The sequence below is a fragment of the Kitasatospora sp. NPDC054939 genome (assembly GCF_053610105.1).
The window spans coordinates 1-2,871 of the sequence record NZ_JBSGXP010000117.1 but is presented as its reverse complement, the minus strand read 5'-3'; the positions used below and the strand labels follow the sequence as shown (position 1 = coordinate 2,871).

Sequence of the window (2,871 nt, the reverse complement as noted above, 5' to 3'; positions counted from 1 at the left end):
AGCCCCACCGCCAAGCCGACCGCCGGCACCGGCACCCCGCGGACCGGCGCACCCGGCGTCGCGGCGCCCCGGCCCCCCCCCCACCCCCGGCGGGGGGGGGTCGTGGGGTGCGCCCGGGCGGGCGGCCCCCGCGGCGGGGGCGGGGCCCCACGACGGGGTCAGTCGGTCTTGATGCTCGCCAGGATGTCCAGCCGGGACGCCCGGCGGGCCGGCCACACCGCGGCGACCAGGCCGACCAGCCCGGCCAGCGCCAGGAAGAGCGCCAGCTGGCCGTACGGCAGCACGGTGGTGAGCCCGGCGAGGCTGGACTTCAGGGTGCTGTTGAGCGCCCAGGCGACGTAGCAGCCGAACAGCAGCCCGACGCCGGCGCCGAAGACCGAGATCACCACCGACTCCAGCCGGACCATCCGCTTGATGCCGCGCCGGTCCAGGCCGATCGCCCGCAGCATCCCGATCTCGCGCTTGCGCTCGAAGACCGACATGGCCAGCGTGTTGACCACGCCGAGCACCGCGACGATCACCGACATCGCCAGCAGGCCGTACATCATGTTCAGCGCGAAGGTGATCGACGTGCTGAACCGGTCGCGGACGTCCTGCTTGGAGTTCACCTCGATCACCGGGTTGGCGCCGGTGGCGTCCTTGATCGCCTGCCGCAGCGACTCCTCGGCGCCCGGCTCGGCCTTCACCAGGACGTCGGAGAGGTACGGGTCCGGGTCGTGCTTGGCGATCTCGGCGTTGGCGATCATCACCGGGCCGAGCAGCTCGTTCTTCTCGTAGATACCGCCGACGATGAGCCGGCCGGTGGAGTCGTCCCCGTAGGTCACCTGGACGCTCGACCCGACGGAGAGCTTGCGGCTCGCGGCGGTCGTGTCGTCGACCAGGAGCCGGCCCTGGGCGAGCGCGCCGGTGGTGCCGCCGGTCATCCGCAGCGTGAGGACCTGGTCGACGGCGGCGGCGTCCACGCCGGTGATCTTGGGCTGGGTGCCGTCGAGGTCCCAGGACACCGTGGTCATCGGGGAGGAGGCCGCCACGCCCGGGGCCTTGGCGATCTCGGCCGGGACGGTCCGGGACAGGCTCATGCCGTTGGCCGCGGAGACCAGGTAGTCGGCCTTCATCGCGCTGGTGACGGCCTTGTCCAGGGCGCTGCCGATGGAGGAGCCGATCACGGTCAGCCCCGCCACCAGGGACAGGCCGATGGTGAGTGCGGCGGCGGTGGCCGCGGTGCGGCGCGGGTTGCGCACCGCGTTCTGCCGGGCGAGCTTGCCGGGCGTCCCGGCCAGCCGGCCGAGCAGCGGGCCGACCAGGGCGATCACCGGACGGGAGAGCAGCGGCAGCAGGACGAAGATGCCGATCATGGCCAGCAGCGCGCCGCCGGCGACCGGGCTCCGGCCGTCGTTGTTGCCCAGCGAGGCGCCGTACCCGATCAGGGCGACGCCCGCGGCGGTGGCCAGCGCGCCGACGGTGTTGCGCAGCACCAGGCTCTTCTGGGTGGCCGGCTGGTCGCCGCTGCTCATCGCCGCGACCGGGGCGATCCGGGAGGCGCGCAGGGCCGGCATCAGGGCCGACAGCACCGTCACCAGGATGCCGACCACCAGGGTCACCACGACGGTGTTCGGGGCGATCACCAGCGGGCCGGTGGGCATCCCGTCGTCCAGCGCGCCGATCAGGGACTGCATGCCGGAGCCGATGCCGATGCCGACCAGCAGGCCGGCTACCGCCGAGCCGGTGCCGATGACCAGGGCCTCGACCAGGACCGAGCGGGTGACCTGCTTGCGGGCGGCGCCGATCGCCCGGAGCAGGGCGAGCTCCTTGGTGCGCTGGGCGACCAGCATGGTGAAGGTGTTGGCGATGATGAAGATGCCGACGAAGAGCGAGATGCCGGCGAACGCAAGGAGCATGGTGCGCATGTCCTCGGTGTTGCGGGTGATCATCTTCTGCTCGTCGTCCTTGAGCTGCTTGCCGGTCTCGGCGTCGAACTGCTCGCCGGCCGGGATCCTCTTCCGCACCTCGGCGAGCAGCGCGTCCTCGGTGGTGCCCGGCTTCGCGGTGACCGCGATGCCGCTGTAGCGGCCGGGTTCCAGCAGCAGCTGCTGGGCGGTGGCGCGGTCGAACAGGGTGAGCGTGCCGCCGGTGTTCACCACCGGGTCGTCGGTGGTGAAGATGCCGGAGACCCTGGCCTCGACCACCGGGCCGTTGGAGGCCACTCGGACGGTGTCGCCGACCTTGAAGCCGCCCTTCTCGGCGGTCCTGCGGTCGAGCGCGACCTCCTTGCCGCCGGTCGGGCCCTTGCCCTCGGCGATCGGGTAGCGGGCGTCCCGGCCGTCCGGGCCGGGCGCGTAGTTGGCGCCCTTGGCGGACCACGGCCGGCCGATCAGGGTGCCGCTCCGGTCGGCGACCCCGGTGAATCCGGTGACCACGCCGCGGGCGGCGGAGGCGCCGGGCAGTGCGGAGAGCTGCCGGACGGTCTCGTCGGTGAGCGTGGCCTTCCCGGCCTCGCTCCTGGTCTCGGGGTCGGCGTGCGAGCCGGCCGCGCGGTCGACGACCTGCACCGACACGTCGGTGTAGCTCTTCGAGGCGCTCTTGGCCATCGCCCGGCCGAAGGTGTCCGAGAAGATCATGGTGCCCGCCACGAAGGCGGTGCCCAGCATGACGGCCAGCGCCGTCATCAGCAGTCGGCCCTTGTGGGCCAGCACATTGCGCAGTGCGGTGCGGTACATGGGGATGTCCTGAAGGGGTCTCGGCCTGACGGTCTGCTGCCTGACGGTGCGACGGGCACTCAGCTGGTGCGGCCCTTGGCGTCGAAGCGGCGCATGCGGTCCAGGACGGTGTCGGCGGTGGGCGCGTGGAGTTCGTCGACGATGCGGCCGTCGG

Annotated in this window: 1 protein-coding gene and 1 pseudogene; both read right to left on the bottom strand. The window is 72.8% G+C overall.

The genetic code is table 11. The annotated features are described in order from the left end of the window. Positions 1-158 precede the first annotated feature (158 nt). On the bottom strand, positions 159-2,717 hold the full coding sequence (locus ACWGB8_RS27555; protein WP_452216311.1) for an ABC transporter permease: 2,559 nt from the start codon (positions 2,715-2,717) through the stop codon (positions 159-161). 59 nt (positions 2,718-2,776) lie between these two features. Continuing rightward, positions 2,777-2,871: pseudogene (locus ACWGB8_RS27550) on the bottom strand (ABC transporter ATP-binding protein); the annotation flags it as partial.

Bases quoted from the DNA above. Each gene is read 5' to 3' on its own strand.
- ACWGB8_RS27555 (WP_452216311.1), bottom strand. From the start codon at position 2,717: ATGTACCGCACCGCACTGCGCAATGTGCTGGCCCACAAGGGCCGACTG.